17 protein-coding genes and 1 tRNA gene are annotated in these 16,914 nt (G+C 66.0%); 1 reads left to right on the forward strand and 17 read right to left on the reverse strand.

The window, feature by feature from the left end; translation table 11 throughout:
* Window positions 1–58: 58 nt before the first annotated feature.
* The 7 genes from ILT43_RS19750 to ILT43_RS00940 form a co-directional block, all read right to left on the reverse strand.
* The gene (locus ILT43_RS19750; protein WP_204193300.1) at window positions 59–643 is read right to left on the reverse strand and encodes a TIGR02281 family clan AA aspartic protease; all 585 of its coding nucleotides are present in this window, start codon (window positions 641–643) and stop codon (window positions 59–61) included.
* Window positions 640–1,398: an MBL fold metallo-hydrolase gene (locus ILT43_RS00915; protein WP_204193302.1), complete on the reverse strand. Its 759-nt coding sequence runs from the start codon at window positions 1,396–1,398 to the stop codon at window positions 640–642. The genes ILT43_RS19750 and ILT43_RS00915 overlap by 4 nt, the downstream gene beginning before the upstream one ends.
* Window positions 1,395–2,171, reverse strand: a complete 777-nt coding sequence (locus tag ILT43_RS00920; RefSeq protein ID WP_204193303.1) for a TatD family hydrolase — start codon at window positions 2,169–2,171, stop codon at window positions 1,395–1,397. Before ILT43_RS00920 ends, ILT43_RS00915 begins: the two co-directional genes overlap by 4 nt.
* Window positions 2,171–3,721 carry a methionine--tRNA ligase gene (gene metG, locus ILT43_RS00925; RefSeq protein ID WP_204193305.1) on the reverse strand — a complete coding sequence of 517 codons (1,551 nt, stop codon included), beginning with the start codon at window positions 3,719–3,721 and terminating at the stop codon, window positions 2,171–2,173. Before metG ends, ILT43_RS00920 begins: the two co-directional genes overlap by 1 nt.
* Window positions 3,722–3,796: 75 nt before the next feature.
* A complete protein-coding gene (locus ILT43_RS00930; RefSeq protein WP_204193307.1) occupies window positions 3,797–4,768 on the reverse strand; it encodes an AAA family ATPase in 972 nt (323 codons plus the stop codon).
* Between the two features lie 4 nt (window positions 4,769–4,772).
* The gene (locus ILT43_RS00935; RefSeq protein WP_204193308.1) at window positions 4,773–5,948 is read right to left on the reverse strand and encodes a D-alanyl-D-alanine carboxypeptidase family protein; all 1,176 of its coding nucleotides are present in this window, start codon (window positions 5,946–5,948) and stop codon (window positions 4,773–4,775) included.
* Window positions 5,949–5,980: 32 nt separating this feature from the next.
* Window positions 5,981–7,000 carry a lytic murein transglycosylase gene (locus tag ILT43_RS00940; protein ID WP_204193310.1) on the reverse strand — a complete coding sequence of 340 codons (1,020 nt, stop codon included), beginning with the start codon at window positions 6,998–7,000 and terminating at the stop codon, window positions 5,981–5,983.
* A 91-nt stretch (window positions 7,001–7,091) separates the two neighbouring features.
* Here ILT43_RS00940 and ILT43_RS00945 point away from each other — a divergent pair.
* Window positions 7,092–7,181 (forward strand) — tRNA-Ser (locus tag ILT43_RS00945).
* 74 nt (window positions 7,182–7,255) lie between these two features.
* On the opposite strand, the gene rpmE is transcribed toward ILT43_RS00945, so the two are convergent.
* The 10 genes from rpmE to pyrH form a co-directional block, all read right to left on the reverse strand.
* Entirely contained in the window at window positions 7,256–7,486 is a 231-nt protein-coding gene (rpmE, locus tag ILT43_RS00950; RefSeq protein WP_204193312.1) for a 50S ribosomal protein L31, read from the reverse strand.
* A gap of 102 nt (window positions 7,487–7,588) precedes the next feature.
* The gene (gene fabZ, locus ILT43_RS00955) at window positions 7,589–8,041 is read right to left on the reverse strand and encodes a 3-hydroxyacyl-ACP dehydratase FabZ (protein ID WP_204196060.1); all 453 of its coding nucleotides are present in this window, start codon (window positions 8,039–8,041) and stop codon (window positions 7,589–7,591) included.
* 32 nt (window positions 8,042–8,073) lie between these two features.
* On the reverse strand, window positions 8,074–8,754 hold the full coding sequence (locus ILT43_RS00960; protein ID WP_204193314.1) for an OmpH family outer membrane protein: 681 nt from the start codon (window positions 8,752–8,754) through the stop codon (window positions 8,074–8,076).
* Entirely contained in the window at window positions 8,754–11,465 is a 2,712-nt protein-coding gene (bamA, locus tag ILT43_RS00965; protein WP_239473930.1) for an outer membrane protein assembly factor BamA, read from the reverse strand. The genes ILT43_RS00960 and bamA overlap by 1 nt, the downstream gene beginning before the upstream one ends.
* 131 nt (window positions 11,466–11,596) lie before the next feature.
* Window positions 11,597–12,730 (reverse strand): RIP metalloprotease RseP, encoded by a 1,134-nt coding sequence (rseP, locus tag ILT43_RS00970; RefSeq protein ID WP_204193317.1) that lies wholly within the window; start codon window positions 12,728–12,730, stop codon window positions 11,597–11,599.
* Between the two features lie 10 nt (window positions 12,731–12,740).
* Window positions 12,741–13,913 carry a 1-deoxy-D-xylulose-5-phosphate reductoisomerase gene (locus ILT43_RS00975; RefSeq protein ID WP_204193319.1) on the reverse strand — a complete coding sequence of 391 codons (1,173 nt, stop codon included), beginning with the start codon at window positions 13,911–13,913 and terminating at the stop codon, window positions 12,741–12,743.
* A complete protein-coding gene (locus ILT43_RS00980) occupies window positions 13,910–14,647 on the reverse strand; it encodes a phosphatidate cytidylyltransferase (protein WP_204193320.1) in 738 nt (245 codons plus the stop codon). Before ILT43_RS00980 ends, ILT43_RS00975 begins: the two co-directional genes overlap by 4 nt.
* A gap of 77 nt (window positions 14,648–14,724) precedes the next feature.
* The gene (locus tag ILT43_RS00985) at window positions 14,725–15,438 is read right to left on the reverse strand and encodes an isoprenyl transferase (protein WP_343283941.1); all 714 of its coding nucleotides are present in this window, start codon (window positions 15,436–15,438) and stop codon (window positions 14,725–14,727) included.
* A 29-nt stretch (window positions 15,439–15,467) separates the two neighbouring features.
* Window positions 15,468–16,025 carry a ribosome recycling factor gene (frr, locus tag ILT43_RS00990; protein ID WP_204193322.1) on the reverse strand — a complete coding sequence of 186 codons (558 nt, stop codon included), beginning with the start codon at window positions 16,023–16,025 and terminating at the stop codon, window positions 15,468–15,470.
* Complete coding sequence (pyrH, locus tag ILT43_RS00995; RefSeq protein ID WP_204193324.1) at window positions 16,025–16,747, reverse strand: UMP kinase; 723 nt, start codon at window positions 16,745–16,747, stop codon at window positions 16,025–16,027. The genes frr and pyrH overlap by 1 nt, the downstream gene beginning before the upstream one ends.
* Window positions 16,748–16,914 lie beyond the last annotated feature (167 nt).

The following is a 16,914-nucleotide window of genomic DNA, read 5'->3' on the forward strand; positions in this document are numbered from 1 at the left end:
TCGCAAGCAACCTCTCAACCGGCCGACGAGAGTCGTTGATAATATGCATTATGTAAAACTACGCTTCGTTTGGCTGCAGGATTAGGATACGTCCCTCGACGCGCCACGAGGCCAGCCGCGACAGGAAGTTCATGCCGATGATGTCCTGATCGCCAAACGCCTCCGACACCACGGCAGCGATGTCGGTAACGGTGACGCTGCCGACCTTGAGCGTCTTGATCGTCACGCGGTGAGCGACGATGCGGCCGTTGGCGGTGTCGATCATCACCGGGAATGCGCTCTCGTTCAGGTCCAGCCCGGCGGCCTTGGCGGTCGCGACCGACAGCGCGATCGTCGTCGCGCCGCTGTCGACCAGCATCGGCGCGCGCACGCCGTTGATCGACGTGACGGCGTGGAAATGCCCATCCTCGCCCATACCGATCCGGGTTTCCGAACCGCTGATCTCCTGATCGTCCAGGACGCGGCTTAGCGACGGCAATTTGTCGCGCTGACTTACGAGCAACAGCCCGACCGCGAAGATGCCGATCCACGCCGCCGCCATCTTCATCGTCTGCCCGAGCGGCGGCCGCCGTGCGATGAGGCCGGACAAGGGCAGCAGGATCATCAGCCCGTAGAACAGCATGTCCACGGACCGCTCGCTCACAAGACCAGTCCGTCATAGCCCGGCTCGACACCCGCCGGCAGCGCCGCCGCCAGCGTCGCGTAGTCGAGCGTGTGATCCATATGCACGGTCGCCGCCCGCGTCGGCTTCAGCTCCGCGATCCAGTCCACTGCCTGTGCGACGGTCGGGTGCGTCGGGTGCGGCTCGTGGCGCAGCGCGTCGATGATCAGCACGTCCAGGTCCTGATACAGCGTGCGCATAGCGCCGGTCATGGCGCTGAGATCGGTGGCATATCCGATCCGCTTACCGCCCGCATCGAAGCGTAGCCCGGCGCTGGTGATGCGCCCGTGCGGCTGGTCCGCGACCGCAAGGTCAATTCCGCCGATCGTCAGCCGGTCCGGCAAGATGTCCGCCGCGACCGTCGCCGGATAGCCGCCCTTGCCCGCGAACACATAGGCGAACCGATCCTTCAGCACCGCCAGAGTGGGACCCCGCGCGTAGCCGGGCACAGGGTGGCCGAGCACATGATAGAGCTGCCGCAGGTCGTCAATTCCGTGGCAGTGATCGGCGTGGTCGTGGGTCCAGATCACCGCGTCGATCCGCCCGACATCCGCCGCCAGCAGCTGCTCGCGCATGTCGGGACTGGTATCGACGAGGATGCGCGTGTCCTCATGCTCGACGACGATCGACGCGCGCGAGCGGCGGTTGCGCGGATCGCTCGGGTCGCACGCTCCCCATTCGTTGCCGATCCGCGGCACGCCGGTCGACGTGCCGGAGCCGAGGATGGTCACCTTCACGCGCGGGTCTTGGCGAACAGCGCGTGAAAGTTCTGCGCCGTCCGCTCCGCCAGCATCGTCGGATCGTCACCGCGCAGCTTGGCGACGAACGCCAGCGTGTCGGCCACGAACGCCGGCTCGCCCGGCTTGCCCCGATGCGGCACGGGCGCCAGGAACGGCGCATCGGTCTCGACCAGCAGCCGCTCGACCGGCAAATCGCGCGCCGTCGCCTGAAGGTCGACGGCATTCTTGAACGTCACGATTCCCGAAATCGAGATATAAAACCCTAAATCCAGCGCCGTGTCGGCAAATGCTCGGCTAGCGGTGAAGCAGTGGATGACGCCGGGATAGGCCCCCTTCCCCATTTCGTCCGCCAGGATCGCGGCAGTATCATCCTCCGCATCACGCGTATGGACGATCAGCGGCAGGCCGGTATCGCGACACGCGGCGATATGGGCGCGGAAACTGGCCTGCTGCCGTTCGCGATCCGAATGCTCGTAGTAGTAATCGAGGCCGGATTCGCCGATGCCGACCACCCGAGGATGTGCGGCCCGCTCGACCAGCTTGGCGGTGTCGATATGCGAATGCTGGTCGGCCTCGTGCGGATGGATGCCGACCGTCGCCCAGACATCGGGCTCGCGTTCCGCGGTCGCGAGCACGGCGTCCCACTCGCTTTCGCGCGTCGCGATGTTGAGCATCGCCGTCACCCCGCGCGCACGGGCCCGCGCCAGCACCGCCGGCTGGTCCTCGACCAACCCCTTGTAGTTCAGGTGGCAGTGGCTGTCGGCGAGCATCAGGCGACCTCCGCCGGCAACTCCAGCCGGGGGAAAGCGGGAGTCGGTGCGGCGAGGCGGAAACAGCTGACAACCTGTGCCGGGTACCATCCGTCATCGTCGATCGCCGCATGATCGCGGGCGTCCGCGCCCAGCAGGTCGAGGATCGTCGCTGCGCCCGTCGGCACCACCGGCAGGATCGCGATCGCCAGCATCCGAATTGCGCGGACCAGCGTGCCGAGCACGGCGTGCATCCGCTCCGGATCGGTCTTGCGGAGCGACCACGGCGCCTGCACGTCGATATACTGGTTACAGGCATAGACGCCGCGCATCCACGCCTCGATACCCTGGCTGAGCGACAGGTCTCCGAACGCCGCCTTCAACGCGGCGCACGCCACGACGACTTCCTCGATCAGGACAGCATCGGCATCGTCGCGCCGGCCGGGATCGGGAAATGCGCCTTCCAGATTCTTGGCGATGAACGACAAGGTCCGCTGGGCGAGGTTGCCGAACGCGTTTGCCAGTTCGGCGTTGACGCGCGTGACGATCGCCTCGGGCGAATAGGAGCCGTCCTGCCCGAAACTGACCTCGCGCAGGAAGAAATAGCGGAGGGCGTCGATCCCGAACGCGTCCGCCAGCGCCATCGGATCGACGACGTTGCCGACCGATTTCGACATCTTCTCGCCGCGGCTGAGCAGGAAGCCGTGGCCGAACACGCTCTTGGGCAGCGGGATCTTCGCCGACATCAGGAACGCCGGCCAGTACACCGCGTGAAACCGGACGATGTCCTTGCCGATCAGGTGCAGGTCCGCGGGCCAGAACCGCGCGTTCGGCGCGCCCGTATCGGGATAGCCCGTGCCGGTCAGATAGTTGGTCAGCGCATCGACCCACACATACATGACGTGCCCCGGGCTGCCCGGCACCGGCACGCCCCAGTCGAAGCTGGTCCGCGAGACCGACAGGTCCGACAATCCGCCCTCGACAAAGCGCATCACCTCGTTGCGGCGGCTGTCCGGTCGGATGAAGTCCGGTTCGGCTGCGTAAAGGTCGAGCAGCGGCTGCTGATATTTCGACAGCCGGAAAAACCACGTCTCCTCGGCGGTCCACTCGACCGGCGTGCCCTGCGGCGACAAGCGATCATCGCCCTCCCCCGTCAGTTCCTTTTCGTCGTAGAACGCTTCGTCGCGAACGGAATACCAGCCCTCATACCGGTCGAGATACAGGTCGCCCGAATCCACCATCGCCTGCCAGATAGCTTGGCTTGCGGCGTAGTGGTCCGTATCCACCGTCCGGATGAACCGATCGTACGAGATGTGAAAGCGATCTGCCATCTCGCTGAAATGCGATGACATTTCATCAGCGAAGGCACGGGTCTCCAGCCCCCTCGCCCGTGCCGCCTGTGCCATTTTCAGCCCGTGTTCGTCCGTACCGGTCTGGAACAGCACGTCGCGTCCGGCCTGCCGCTGAAAGCGGGCAATGACGTCGGCGGCGACCATCTCGTACGCATGGCCGATATGCGGCCGCCCGTTGGGATAGTGGATCGCGGTGGTAATATAGAAGGGGTCACCCATAGTGGCTGTCCCTACGGCGCAGGTCCCGCACTGGCAATGTCCGAACCACGCGTCGGTGTGTACATCGGCGCGGGATCAGGCGGCGTGCAGCCTCGCGACGATCCCCGCCATCTCGAACACCGTTCCGCTCGCATCGAGCGACAGGCCGCGGGCCGCCCCGGCCAGATCGCGCGCGGCGGCATGGGCGTCGAGCGCGGTCCGCAACGGCTCGCCCGACCGCGCCTTCGCCGCGCCGGCGATGAAGGCCGGAACGCGGTCGAGGAACGCTTCGTAACGGGCCTGCGCCGGCTTGCCCGCCAGTTGCCTCGCCAGTGCCGCACGTCGACCATTGTCGGGATCGCCGTCGGCCGCGATCGCGGCGATCGCCTGATCCACCTTGGCGAGATCGAGGCCCGCGAAGCGCAGGCCGCGCCCCGGCGCGCCGTCCGCGGCGGTGACCAGCGCGGCGATTTCCGCCTCGTCCGCCTCGGGCAATTGCGCGCGCAGAACGGTCGCAACCTCCGCGTCGGTCAGTCGCTCGAATCGCAGCAACCTGCACCGGGACCGGATCGTCGGCAGCAGCTTGCCGGGTGCATGACTGACCAGCAGGAAGATCGTGCCGACCGGCGGTTCCTCCAGGTTCTTGAGCAAGGCGTTTGCGCCGTTGCGCTCCAGATCGTCGATCGCGTCGATCACGACCACGCGACGGCTGCTCATCGCGGGCGCGGTGGCGAACATCGGCTGGAGCGTGCGGACCTGCGCGATCGTGATCGACCGCGCCAGCTCCGGCTTGTCCGGGTCCTTCTGCAACCGCTCCAGCAGCCGGTAATCGGGATGCGAGCCCGCGGCGAACAGCGACGCGGTACGATGGCCGTCGGGTACCGCGAACCCCCGCGGCAGCGACGGATCGACCGCCTCCGCCAGCATCCGCAGTGCCGCGGCGCGGGCGAAGCTGGCTTTGCCAACTCCCTCCGGCCCCGCGATCAGCCACGCATGATGCAACGCGCCACTATCCAGCGCCGCGCGGAAGCTCGCCTGCGCCGCCGCGTTGCCGAGGGGTGACGTCACCGCGTCACCCGAAGAACGAGGTCAGCCCGTTCCAGGCGCGACGGAAGAAGCCCGCTTCTCCGACATCGGCCGCCGCGACCAGCGGCAGGCGCTGTTCGGGCACGTCCGGTGAGGAGACGACGAGGTCGGCGATGTGCTGACCCGCCTTGATCGGCGCCTTGATCGGGCCGCTATACACGACGCGAGCCTTCAGTTCGGGGGCGAGGCCGGCGGGCAACGTCACCGTCAGAGCCTTGGGCGCGACAAGGCCGACGGTGGACGAATCGCCCATCTGGACGTCGGCGGTTTCGACCTGCTTGCCCTTCGCAGCGATCGGCTTGGCCTGCCACGCGCGGAAACCCCAATCCATCATCCGCACCGACTCCTCGGCACGCTGTCCGAAGGTGTTCAGTCCGGCGACAACCATGACGAGACGTCGGCCATTCTGCTCCGCCGAGCCGGTGAAGCCGTAACCTGCCTCGTCGGTATGGCCGGTCTTCAGGCCGTCAGCGCCGGCGACGCGGCCCAGCAACGGATCGCGATTGGCCTGCGTGATCTCCGCGCCGCCCATCGTCTTGCCCCAGGTGAAGTCCCGGCGCGAATAGAACTGCTTGTAGAGTTGCGGGAAGTTGGTGATCGTCGCGTCCGCCAGTTCGGCCAGATCATGCGCCGTGACGAAGGTCACGCCATTGTCGGGCCAGCCGTTCGAGGTGCCGAAATGGCTGTTCTTCAGACCAATCTGTCCCGCCATCCGGTTCATGCGTTCGGTGAACGACTGTTCGGAGCCGGAGATATGTTCCGCCAGCACGACGCACGCGTCGTTCCCCGACAGCGTGACGATCCCGTAAAGCAGGTTGGCGACGCTGACCTGCTCGTTCGCCGACAGGAACATCGTCGATCCCGCCGCCGGGCCGTGCCAGCGCTGCCACGTCTCCGGACGCACCGTGACCATGTCCGTCAGCTTCAGCTCGCCGCGCTTGACGAGGTCGAACGCGACATAGACCGTCATCATCTTCGCCATCGATGCGGGCGGCATGCGGCGATCGGCGTCGCGCGCGAACAGCACCGCGCCCGTCGACAAATCCTTCAGATACGCGATCGGCGCGGGCGTCTGGAACTGCGGCGCGGCCGCGATCGAGGGCACGGCCAGCGCCGCGAGAGTAAGCGGTGCGGCGAACGGAGCGAGGTAAAGCCTGGTCATGTCACGGTCCTTAGCCGCGCTTCGCGGCGACGTCAGCCCTCCACCGCATCGGCGAGCAGGCCCACCGACAGGGCGTAGAAATTCGAACAATTATAATCGAGGATGACGCGGTAATTGCCGGTCAGCAGGTACGCCGTCGCACCCTCTCCGTCGGGCTCCATCAGCGTCGCCTGAACATCGTCCGCCGGGAAGGCGCGCCCCTGCGGCAGGATACCGAGCGCGCGCCACTCCGCCATCGAGCGCCAGCCGCTGTGCCGCTGGAACACGCGCGGGCAGCGCGGGCTGACCAATGCGTTGCGGATCGCGCTGCGGTCGAACGTCGACGGCACCGACACCGCTACGCCCCAGGGCTGCCCCGGCCGCCAGCCGGCATTGGCGAAGTAGTTGGCGATCGAGGCCAGCGTATCCGGCTGGCTCGACCAGATGTCCGCGCGGCCATCGCCATCACCGTCGCGGGCGAGGCGCAGATAGATCGACGGCAGGAACTGCGGATTGCCGGTCGCCCCCGCCCAGCTGCCCTTCAACTGCGATCGGGGCACGCCGCGGTCGATCATCTTCAGCGCCGCGATCAACTCGCCCTCGAACAGCGCGCGGCGGCGCCCCTCATACGCCAGGCTGGCGAGCGACCGGATCAGGTCGAAATTGCCGGTATAGCTGCCGTAGTTCGTCTCGTGGCCCCAGATCGCGACCATGATCGATTCGGGCACGCCGGTCTGTTGCTCGATGCTCGACAGCCGGCTGCGCTGCGCCTGATAGACATTCCGGCCACGCCCGATCCTCGCCGCGTCGACATGCTGCGCGCGGTAGGGCGCGAAGGGAGAGAAGCTGGTGCTCTGCGGGTTCCCCGGCTGGCCGCGATCGAGGTCGATGACACGGGTATTGACGGTCAGCCCCATGAACTCGCGATCGACAGTGGCAGGGTTCACCCCCTGCGCCACCGCCCGCACCTTCACTTGCGCCAGATACGCGTCGAACGCCGCATCCTGCGCCGCGACGGGCGTGACGTTGGCCATAACGGCGATGACGGCCAGCGCCGCTTTCTGTCCCCACATCCCGTCGTAATCACGGGTAAAGCCGGTTGGGACAACCCCCGATCGTCGACGGGCTTGCACGGGCCGGCGCGTACGCTATCGGGGGCGCACCGGAGAGATGGCCGAGTGGTTTAAGGCAGCGGTCTTGAAAACCGCCGTGGGTTCACGCCCACCGTGGGTTCGAATCCCACTCTCTCCGCCAACCGTTCTTACCGATAATGAAAAAGGCCGGGCACCCTGTCGGGTACCCGGCCATTTCGGTGCAAGCCGTAAGACTTACTTGCGGAGCGTGAGCCCGCCGCCGAAGCGCTTGTTGAAACGGGCGACCTGGCCACCCGTGTCGAGCATGGTGCCACGACCGCCGGTCCATGCCGGATGCGCGAGCGGATCGATGTCGAGCGTCATCGTGTCGCCTTCCTTGCCCCAGGTGGAGCGGGTCTCGAACACGGTGCCGTCCGTCATCTGGACCTTGATCATGTGGTAGTCGGGGTGGGTATCGGCCTTCATGGGTCACGCTCCTGATGTGGCTGGTTCCGACCAGCCCGAAGAACAAGGCGCGGCCCTTATCGGGCCGCGCCGTCGATGTCAAAGCTTAGTCTAAGGCCAGGCCTATGCGGTCTTGGGCGGGTCGGCGATCATCGCTGTGAACTGCGCCTCGGCAACGACTTGGCCATCGATCTTCGCACGACCCGCGAACTTGCAGACGCTGCCCCGCTTCTGCACGAACTCCGCCTCCAGATGCAGGAGGACGCCCGGTTCGACCGGCTTGCGGAACTTCGCGCCGTCGATCGCCATGAAATAGACGAGCTTGCCCGAGCCGGCGAGGCCGAGACTCTCGACGGCGAGGATGCCCGCCGCCTGCGCCAGCGCCTCGACGATCAGCACGCCCGGCATGATCGGCCGACCGGGGAAATGTCCCTGGAAGAACTGCTCGTTGATCGTCACCGCCTTGATCGCGACGATCCGCTCGTCCTTCACCAGCTCGGCGACGCGGTCGACGAGCAGCATCGGATAGCGATGCGGCAACGCCGCCATGACGTGCCCGATGTCGAGCGTCGTCATGGCGGTGCTGGCCGGCGCGGACGCCGTGTCGCTCACCGGCCGGTGTTGGCCGGACGCGCCGCCGGCGTGGTCGGACGCGCGGCGGGCGTCGTCGCGGCGGGAGCGGCACCGGCTGCGGGCGCGGCGGCACCCTGCTGCTGGCCCGGCTGCCAATTGGCGGGCGGCGTGATGCCCACGGTCGGGACCAGACGATCGAGCTCGGTCGTGATCGCCGCGGTCACGTCGGACGCCGGCGCGGCGAACAGCGCCGCGTCGGGACGCACGAGCAGCGACACGTTGCGCGCACGCACGACGGCCTGAACGGCCTCCGGCAGCCGGCCCGAGATCTGCTCTACCACATAGGCCTGCGCACGCTGTGCCGGCAGGGTGATGCGGCCCAGTTCCTGCTGGGCGGCCTGCTCGCGGGTCTGGATCTGCTGTGCCTGCGTCTGCAAGGCGGCCTGATTGGCGTTCGGGGCCGCGCGGGCGGTGTTGAACGCCGTCACGAGCGGCTGAAGCTCACGGCCGATCGCCTCGCGACGGGCGTTCGCCTGATCGATCTGCGCCTTGTAGGTCGTCTCGATCTGGGTGCGGGCGGTGGCCCATGCGCGCGAATTGGCGACCGCCTGATCCGGGTTGGCGACGGCGACGGTCTGCGCCGAGGTCGAGGTGCCGACGGCGATCGCGGGAACCGCGACCACAGCGGCCAGCAGCAGCTTCTTGAAATTGGTCATCAGAACGAAGTCCCTACGTTGAAGGTGATGAGTTTGTCGTCGTCGCCCCGCTGCTTGACGAGCGCCTTTGCGATATCGATGCGGAGCGGGCCGAAGGGCGAAGTCCAGTTCACGCCAAAGCCGACCGAGATACGCGGCTTGGCAGAATTGCCGAGGAACTGCTCGGAGAATGGCGGGGTGATAATGGCGATGTTGTTCGACGAGCCGGTGCAGGCACCACCGACCGTTGCCGAGTACCCCGTCTGACACGTGGTCTGCCGGCCGCCGTTGACCGTGTCGGTTGCGGCAACGGTGTAGAGCGGGAAGCCCCCCGACGTCACCGGATTTCCGATCAGCGTGGGCGACCCATCCGGGTTGAAGCGCGGGTTGCCGCTCGCATCGACAGCCTGCTGGAACGTCGTCGTGGGCTGCGGCCTGGTAACACCGAACAGGCTGCCCGCCTGAACATAGACGGTCGGACGCAGGCCGAGTTCGCGGGCACCCGCACCCAGCGGCAGCTCCAGTTCGGCACGCGCCAAATAATAGGCCCGCCCGCCAAGCGCGTCGTCCTGAATCTGATTGCGGTCGGTCTGCAATGCCTGCGTACCGTCGGCATTGGTGATGTACGGAATGCGCAGGATCCGCGGCCCAACGCCGCGGATGTCGAATCCGCGGAAGTTAGGCTCGCCGAGATAAAAGCGATCGATGATGCGGACCTTGTCGATACCGATCCCGCGGCTCCGTTCCAGCGACTTGATGTAGCCGCCCTCGCCTTGAAGCGAGAATACGAAGCCCGACCCCAGACCGTAGTATTTCGCCGCCTGCGCAGTGGTCTTGATGTACTTCACGTCGCCGCCCAAGCCCGCGAAATCCTGGCTGAACGAAAAGCGCGTACCGGCGGTCGGCCGCAAGCCGCTGTTGAGGCTGTTGTAGATCAGCGAATAGCCGACCGACGACGTCCACCGGTTCCCCAGCGAATCGCAGAGGTAACGGCCCGCCAGCGATGGGTTGCACGACCCGTCCGCATTCAGGAACGAACTCGCCAACCCGACCTCGTCGTACGACAGCTTATACCGGCCGGCGAGCTGCCAATATTCGGTCAGCGGCACGCCAGCACGAAGCTGGAAACCGGTCGACACCTGACTGAACGTCGTGTTGCGGTCACTACCGATATAGTTGAACTGGTTGTAATCCTGGCGAAACACGTCGAACCCGACCGCGATGTTCTTGTCGAACAGGTATGGCTCGGTGAAGCCCGCCTGGATCGACTTCGAATAGGTCGAGTAGTTGACACCGAAGCTGAGCGTCTGACCCTTGCCGCGGAAATTGTTCTGCGTGACGTTGGCCTGAATGATGAACCGTTCGAGGCTGGAAAAGCCCGCCGACAGCTGAAGCTCACCAGTCGACTTCTCCTCGACCGGTGCCTCCAGCACGACGCGGTCCGGGGCGCTGCCCGGCGTCTGCTTGATCTCGAACTTGTCCTGGAAGAAGCCCAGTGAATTGACGCGGTCCTGCGAACGCTTGACCTGGAACGTGTTGAACGCGTCACCTTCCCCGAGACGAATCTCGCGACGGATAACCTTATCCTGGGTCTGCGTATTACCGTTGATCTCGATCCGGTCGACATAGGTGCGCTGCGCCTGACCGATGTGGAAATTGATCCCCATAGTCAGCGTGTCCTTGTCCCGCTGATACTCGGGATCGACCTGCGTGAACGCGTACCCGAACAGTCCAGCTGCCTGGCTCAGGCTGTCCAGCGCATCCTCGACCAACTTGGCGTTGTACCAGTCGCCCTTCTTGATCGGCAGCGACGCCGCGAGCTTCGTATTGTCGAAATCGCGGATTTCGCTGTCGACGGAGACGTCGCCGAACTTGTAGCGCGATCCCTCCTCGACGACGTAGGTGATGATGAAATCGCGCTTGTCCGGGGTCAGTTCGGCCACGGCGCTCGTCACGCGGAAATCGGCATAGCCCTGCGTCAGATAGAATTGGCGCAGCTTCTGCTGGTCGTAGTTCAGCCGATCCTGATCGTACGTCGTGTTCGACGACAGCAGGCGGAACCAGCGCGACTGCTTGGTCGCCATCTCGCCGCGAAGCTGATCGTCGGTGAACTGCTCGTTGCCGAGGATGTTGATCTGGCGGACCTTCGACTTGGCCCCCTCCGCGATCTCGAACACCACGTCGACGCGGTTCTGATCCAGGCTGACCTGCTTGGGCTCGACGATCGCGGCGAAGCGACCCTGCCGGCGGTACAACTCGACAATGCGCCCGACATCGGCACGGACCGCAGTGCGCGTGAAGATCTGGCGAGGCGCGAGCTTGATCTCTTTCGTGATCTTGTCGCTCTTGATCGCCTTGTTACCCTCCAGGATCACCCGGTTGATGATCGGATTCTCGCGGATGCGCAGGACGATGTCGCCCGTTTCCACCCCGGAGATCGAATAGTCCGCAAACAGGTCCGAAGCCGCCAGGTCGACCAGCGCCTGATCCAGCGAGGCGGCGGTGTACGGCGCTCCGACCTTCAGCTTCGTATAGGAGAGGACCGTGTCGGCCTCGATCCGCTGCGATCCCTCGACCCGCAGCGTACGGATCGTTCCCGCGGCCGTTGCGGGAACGGTTGCGACTGGAGCGACAGGCGGAACGGCCTGACGGGTGCCGGCGGGCGGCACTGCCTGACGCGTGCGCGCCTGACCCGCGGGGCGGGCCTGAGCATAGGCCACGCCTGCCAGCATGGATGTCGCCAGCAGGGACGCGCCGATGCCGACGACCTTGAAACCGTTATTCTTCACACACCCACCCCGAAAGATACGCCGGCCCCTGCGCGGGTCGCCCTGCCCCAGACTTGTCACCCGATCAAGTCTGGTCACCCGATCAGGCCGGCGATGCCGCGCCACAGCCCGAAGGCACCGAGATCGTTGAACGTCACGAGGATCATCAACGCCAGGATCGCCGCCATGCCGCCGCGGAACGCCCATTCCTGCACCGCGATGCTGACCGGCCGCCGCCGGACCGCTTCGATCGCATAGAATAGAAGGTGGCCGCCATCGAGCATCGGCACTGGCAGTAAGTTGATGAACCCGAGATTGATGGAGACGAGCGCGATCAGGCCGATGAAGGCCGGCCAGCCGAGCGACATCTGTTCGCCCGACACTTTCGCGATGCGGATCGGCCCACCCAGTTCGTCGACGGAGCGGCGACCCGTAATGATCTGCCCCAGCGTGTCGAGCGTGCCCCGGACGATGTCGCCAACCTGACGCGCCCCGACCAGCGGTGCCTCCAGCAGCGATACGGGCTGGTATTCGGCCGGCGGACTGGCGATGCCGATCCGGCCGATCCGATATGCGTTGCCGAAGCGGTCCTTCTCGGTGACGACGCCGATCGCCAGCGTCGTGCTGCCGCGCGTGCCGCCGCGCTCGTAGGTCACGGACACGGTTTCCGCCGGCCGCAGCATCGCGAACTGCGCGATATCGGCGAAGCTTTCCATCGCGCGTCCCTCTAGCGCGATCAGGCGGTCGCCCGCCTTCAATCCCGCCACAGCGGCGGGGCTGCGCTGCACGACATCACCCACCACTGGCGGCGCAGTACGGGCGCCGTAGAAATGCGCGAAGCCTGCGAGGATCAGGATCGCGGCCAGAAAATTGACGAACGGCCCCGCCGCCACGATGATCGCACGCTGCCACACGGGCTTGGCCTGGAAGGTCCGCGCCCGTTCCTCCGCCGGCAGCGCCAGCCACTCCGCCGTCGGCTGGCTGGCTGGCGTCATGTCGCCTGCGAAGCGGACATAGCCGCCGAGCGGAAGCCAGCCGAGTTTCCAGCGAGTGCCACGCGCGTCGGTCCAGCCGGCGACCTCGTTGCCGAAACCGATCGAAAACGCCTCCGCTTTCACGCCGAACCAGCGGCCGGCGAGGTAATGGCCCATCTCATGAATGAAGACGAGCGGGCCGATGACGCCGACGAAGGCGAGGAGGGTGAGCGGAACGCCCGGGGTATCGATCAAGCCAAATCCTCTATGCGCCGACCCGCGTGACCGGTGTCGCCTGGCATCGTTCGCCCGCAATAACTCTCGCCTCGGCGTCGATCGCGAGAACCGCGTCGAGCGCCGCCGGCGCGGGCGGGTCGTAACGGTCGAGGATATCGCTGACGATTGCGGCGATTTCGAGGAAGCCGATTTGCCCGGCAAGGAAGGCAGCGACCGCGACCTCGTTGACCGCGTTCAGGATTGCCGGGCGCGCACCGCCGGCCTTCAGTACGTCGCGGGCGAGCCGCAACGCCGGAAAGCGATCCTGGTCAGGAGCGGCGAAGTCGAGACGCCCGAGCTTGACGAGGTCGAGCGGTTCCATTGGCGTCGCCATCCGCTCGGGCCAGGCTAGGCAGTGGGCGATCGGCACGCGCATGTCGCTCGGGCCGAGCTGTGCGAGCATCGATCCGTCGATATAGTCGACTGCCGAATGGATCACCGATTGCGGGTGGATGACGATCTCGATGCAGTCGGGATCGACCGGGAACAGCCGCGCGGCCTCGATCAGTTCCAATCCCTTGTTCATCATCGTCGCTGAGTCGACGCTGATCTTCGCACCCATCGACCAGTTCGGGTGCGCGACCGCCTGCTCGGGCGTAACCGCCGCCATCGCTTCGCGCGACCATTCCCGGAACGGTCCACCGCTTGCTGTCAGGACGATGCGGCGAACGGCGCGCGCGTCTTTGGCGGCGAGACACTGGAAGATGGCGTTGTGCTCGCTGTCGGCCGGCAGCAGTGTCGCACCCGCGGCCTTGGCGGCAGCGAGCACGATCTCACCGGCGGAGACCAAAGGCTCCTTGTTGGCGAGGACAACGGTGCCCCCCTGCCCAACCGCGGCCATCACCGGCTCCAGTCCCGCACAACCGACGATCGCCGCCATCGTCCAGTCGGCGCCCGAAGCCGCCGCGGCAATCACCGCATCGCGGCCGCCTTCGACTCGCGTCGCCGTGCCGGCGAGTGCGTCGCGCAATGCCGGCAGGCAGGCTGCATCGGCAACGACGGCCAGTTCGGCGTTCGTGCGGCGCGCGGCTGCGGCGAGGCGATCGACATCGCAATTCGCCGTCAGCGCACGGACGCGGAACCGCTCCGGCTCGCGCTCGATCAGGTCGAGCGTCGACGTGCCGACCGAACCGGTCGCGCCCAGAACGGATACGGTCTTCACGCCAGCAGCGTCAGCAGCATCGCGATGGGCAGCACCGGCACCACGCCATCCAGCCGGTCGAGCACGCCGCCGTGACCGGGTAGGATGTTCCCCGAGTCCTTGACGCCGGCGCGACGCTTGAGGGCGCTTTCGAACAGGTCGCCGGCCTGGGCCAGAACCGCCAGCACGGGCGTCGCGAGGACCAGCATCGGCGACAGGCCATAACCGACTTGGATCGCATAGGCGACCAAGCTCGCCAGCAGGACTCCTCCGATCAATCCCGACCAGGTCTTCGCAGGGCTGATCGCGGGTGCCAGTTTCGGGCCTCCCAACGACCGCCCGGCGAAAAATGCGCCGATGTCGGTCGCCCAGACGAGAGACAACGCCCATAGTGCGGAAACCAAGCCTGTGTCGGGCTGCTCCCGGATCAGCAGCAGCGCGAACACCGGCAGTCCGCAATACAGCGTCCCCGCCGCCAACCGGGCGTTGCGCGTGACGATCGCCACAAAGAAGAACGCCGCTCCGAGCACGCCCAGCACGAAGAAATGCGGTCCTGCCGCCAGCGGCGACATCAGCGCCAGCGGTACGGACAGCGCGAATTGGCTCATCCGCTTGGTCTTGCGGTCGACCTTCGTCAGATCGGCCCACTCCGCCATCATGAACAGGCACACGATCACGGCCAGCAACCACATGCCGACGCCGCCAAGCAGGAGAGCCACCAGCGCAACCGCGATCATGCCGATGCTGGCGATCATGCGGAGACGTAGGTTTGATGGCGTCCGCAGCTTTGCGTCGGGCGTGGCCATCGCGGCAGGATCGTGCGGACTGTCGCTCACAGGCCGCCGTAACGCCGCTGACGGCGCGCGAACACCGCTACCGCGTCGCTGAGCGCCTGACCGTCGAAGTCCGGCCACAAGGTGTCGACGAACAGCAGTTCCGCATAGGCCGACTGCCACAACAGGAAGTTCGAGAGACGTTGCTCGCCAGACGTACGGATGACGAGGTCGAGCGGCGGCAAGCCAGCCGTATCGAGCTCGGCCTCGATCGCCGCCTCGTCGATCTTCTCAGCGGGCATCCGCGCCGCCAGCCGCCGCGCAACCCCCGCAAGCTCGGCCTGCGCACCGTAGTTCAACGCGATCGCCAACAGTGGCCCGGTGTTCGACGCGGTGCGCGCTATCGCATCGTCCACCAACGCAACGAGGTCGGGCGAGAATGCCCGATAGTCACCGATCACGCGCAGCCGGACATTCTCTCGCGACAGTTCTGCGAGGTCAGAGCGAATGAACAGCCGCAACAACCCCATCAGGTCGCTGACCTCCTCCGCCGGGCGACGCCAGTTTTCGGAGGAGAAGGCGTAAAGCGTCAGCGCCTCTATGCCCATATCGCGTGCCGCACGCGTCACGCGCCGGACCGCTTCCACTCCGGCGCGGTGGCCGGCGAGGCGCGGCAGGTGCCGCTGTTTCGCCCAGCGACCGTTGCCGTCCATGATGATCGCGACGTGACGCGGCACGCCCGCCTGCCCGTCGGTAACGATGGGCAGCTTCACGGCCGGGGACGCCAGGGCACCCGATGGGCTCACTTGCCCAGGATTTCCTTTTCCTTCGAGGCCGAGGCGGCGTCGATATCGGCGATGGTTTTGTCGGTGATCTTCTGAAGCTCAGTTTCGTGCCGCTTGCGCTCGTCCTCGCCAAAGACGTTCTTCTTCTCGTCGACCTTCAAGCTGTCCATGCCGTCGCGGCGGACATTGCGCGCGGCGATCCGTGCCTTCTCGGCATACTGGCTGGCGAGCTTCGCGAGCTCCTTACGGCGCTCCTCCGTCAGGTCCGGGATCGGCAGGCGCAGCGTCTGTCCGTCGTTGATCGGGTTCAGACCCAGCCCGGCCGAACGGATCGCCTTTTCAACGGGACCGACATTCGACTTGTCCCAGACCTGCACCGACAGCATCCGCGGCTCCGGTGCCGACACCGTCGCAACCTGCGACAGCGGCATATGGCTGCCGTAGACCTCGACGTTGACGGGATCGAGCAACGTCGTCGACGCGCGTCCCGTGCGCAGACCGCCGAGATCGTGCTTGAGCGCGTCGACCGCACCGGTCATGCGGCGCTGGATATCGGCCTTGTCATAGGCGGGCATCAGTTCGTCTCCTGGTTCTGCACGATCGTCGAGATGCCGTCACCGGCCAGCACGGCAGCGAAATTGCCGTGCTGACGAATATTGAACACCACGATCGGAATGTCGTTGTCGCGACACAGCGCGATGGCCGATGCGTCCATGACCTTCAGGTCGTCCGACAGCACTTTGGAATAGCTGACCGTGTCGTAGCGCGTTGCGGTAGGTACCTTCTTCGGGTCGGCATCATAGACGCCGTCGACCGAGGTACCCTTGAACAGCGCATCGCATTTCATCTCGGCGGCACGCAGGGCAGCGCCCGAGTCGGTCGTGAAGAACGGACTACCGACGCCCGCCGCGAAGATCACGACACGACCCTTTTCCAGGTGGCGCTCGGCGCGGCGGCGGATGAACGGCTCGCAGACGCTGGCCATCGGAATCGCCGACTGAACGCGCGTATCCACACCGATCTGCTCCAAGGCATTCTGAACCGCGAGCGCGTTCATGACGGTGGCGAGCATACCCATGTAATCGGCTGTCGCCCGCTCGATGCCCTTGGCTGCGGCGGACAGCCCGCGAAAGATATTGCCACCACCGACGACGACGCAGAGCTCATATCCCTGCGCCCGGACATCGGCGATTTCCTGCGCGACACGCGCTGTCGTTTCCGGGTCGATGGCGAGACCGCCCTCGCCCATCAGGACTTCGCCCGACAGCTTCAACAGGATGCGTTTGAATTCTGACATGATACTCGAAATGCTGTGTAAGCGGCGCAGACCTTAGGCGGGGGGGCATCGCGGGGCAACCCGACGCCGTCGTCTGCACCGGAAAATCACGGGCGGCATCATCGGCGACCGAGCCGATCGAAGCACCTTATCGTGACGAAGGGCGGCGGCCGGCTTCATCGCCGGTC

The organism is Sphingomonas longa (assembly GCF_016892685.1).
GTDB lineage: Bacteria > Pseudomonadota > Alphaproteobacteria > Sphingomonadales > Sphingomonadaceae > Sphingomonas > Sphingomonas longa.

What these genes read in the sequence shown, in the direction of transcription:
- ILT43_RS00960 (WP_204193314.1), bottom strand. Translation starts at nt 8,754, where the DNA reads ATGACCAATTTCAAGAAGCTGCTGCTGGCCGCTGTGGTCGCGGTTCCC.
- rpmE (WP_204193312.1), bottom strand. Translation starts at nt 7,486, where the DNA reads ATGAAGGCCGATACCCACCCCGACTACCACATGATCAAGGTCCAGATG.
- bamA (WP_239473930.1), bottom strand. Translation starts at nt 11,465, where the DNA reads ATGCTGGCAGGCGTGGCCTATGCTCAGGCCCGCCCCGCGGGTCAGGCG.
- ILT43_RS00940 (WP_204193310.1), bottom strand. Translation starts at nt 7,000, where the DNA reads ATGTGGGGACAGAAAGCGGCGCTGGCCGTCATCGCCGTTATGGCCAAC.
- fabZ (WP_204196060.1), bottom strand. Translation starts at nt 8,041, where the DNA reads ATGACGACGCTCGACATCGGGCACGTCATGGCGGCGTTGCCGCATCGC.
- metG (WP_204193305.1), bottom strand. Translation starts at nt 3,721, where the DNA reads ATGGGTGACCCCTTCTATATTACCACCGCGATCCACTATCCCAACGGG.
- ILT43_RS00980 (WP_204193320.1), bottom strand. Translation starts at nt 14,647, where the DNA reads ATGATCGCCAGCATCGGCATGATCGCGGTTGCGCTGGTGGCTCTCCTG.
- ILT43_RS00920 (WP_204193303.1), bottom strand. Translation starts at nt 2,171, where the DNA reads ATGCTCGCCGACAGCCACTGCCACCTGAACTACAAGGGGTTGGTCGAG.
- ILT43_RS00935 (WP_204193308.1), bottom strand. Translation starts at nt 5,948, where the DNA reads ATGACCAGGCTTTACCTCGCTCCGTTCGCCGCACCGCTTACTCTCGCG.
- pyrH (WP_204193324.1), bottom strand. Translation starts at nt 16,747, where the DNA reads ATGTCAGAATTCAAACGCATCCTGTTGAAGCTGTCGGGCGAAGTCCTG.
- frr (WP_204193322.1), bottom strand. Translation starts at nt 16,025, where the DNA reads ATGCCCGCCTATGACAAGGCCGATATCCAGCGCCGCATGACCGGTGCG.